Here is a 1,187-nt window from a genome sequence, read left to right as displayed (position 1 = left end):
CTCAGCCCCAGGCCCGGGTCGTTGTTGGCGAGGCCGAGCGCGCGCGGCCCCACCACCCGCATGCCGTGCCCGCGCGCGGCGGCGACGAGTTCGCGTTCGGCGGCCATGCCCGCCGGACCGGTCTCGGCGAAGCCCGCGGTCAGCACCACCAGGCCCTTGACGCCCTTGGCCAGGCAGTCGTCGAGCACCGAGTCGATCTCCCCGGCGGGCACCGCCACCACCGCCAGATCCACCACGTCGGGGATCTCGCGCACCGTGGCGTACGCCCGCACGCCCCGCACCGAGCGGCGGTGCGGGTTCACCGGGTACACCGGCCCCTGGAAGGTGGCCGACAGCAGATTGGCCAGCACCGCGCCGCCGACCCGGCCTGCGCCGGGCGTCGCGCCGATCACCGCGATCGAGCGCGGGGCGAGCAGGTTGCCGACACTGCGCGCCTCGGAGGCGCGTTCACGCGCGTCGCGCACCGAGACCAGCGCCTCGGTCGGATCGATGGCGAACTCCAGGTGCAGCACGGTGCCGTCGCGGCTGCGTTCCACCTGGTAACCGGCTTCCCGGAAGACGGTCACCATGGTGTAGTTCTCGGCGAGCACCTCGGCCACGAAGGTCTGGATGCCGTTTTCCGCGGCCGCGCCCGCCAGGTGCTCGAGCAGGATCGAACCGAGCCCGCGGCCCTGGTGCTCGTCGGCGACCACGAACGCCACCTCGGCGGCGCGCGGGCCCGGACGGTCGACGAGTTCGTAGCGGCCGACCGCGATGATCCGCTCGCCCAGTTCGGCCACCAGTCCCACCCGGTCGCGGTGGTCGACATGGGTGGTGCGGTACAGGTCCTTGGGCGAGATGCGCGGGTATGGCCCGAAGTAACGCAGGTAGCGGGTGCGCTCGGACAGCGCGGCATGGAAGGCCTGCATGGCCTCGGCGTCCTCGGGCACGATCGGCCGCAGGCGTACCACGCCGCCGTCGGAGGCCAGGACGTCGGCGAACCAGTGCTGCGGCGGCTCGGGAACCTTGTCCTCGATGTCGGGGGCGGGATCCTGATCAGTCACGGGGGTCCTCCGGGTCCAATCCGAGCAGGGAGAAGCTGGCCCGCCGGGTGGCCAGCACGGCGGAGTCGACCGCCCGCAACGCCCCGTCGACCCAGGCGTCGCCCGGAGACCCCCGCCCCCCCGGGCCCGACCCCCGCCCGGAGG

General features: G+C 73.8%; 1 protein-coding gene and 1 pseudogene. Both read right to left on the bottom strand.

The window, feature by feature from the left end; translation table 11 throughout:
* A partial coding sequence (locus QH283_RS23420; RefSeq protein ID WP_280505097.1) for a GNAT family N-acetyltransferase occupies nt 1-1,043 on the bottom strand: 1,043 nt, incomplete at its 3' end.
* A pseudogene (locus QH283_RS23415) lies at nt 1,036-1,187 on the bottom strand (acetoin utilization protein AcuC); the annotation flags it as partial. The gene QH283_RS23420 and the pseudogene QH283_RS23415, both read right to left, overlap by 8 nt.

The organism is Nocardia farcinica (assembly GCF_029867845.1).
Lineage (GTDB): Bacteria > Actinomycetota > Actinomycetes > Mycobacteriales > Mycobacteriaceae > Nocardia > Nocardia farcinica_A.
The sequence above is the reverse complement of the archived record's forward strand: the minus strand, read 5'-3'. Positions and strand labels throughout refer to the sequence as shown.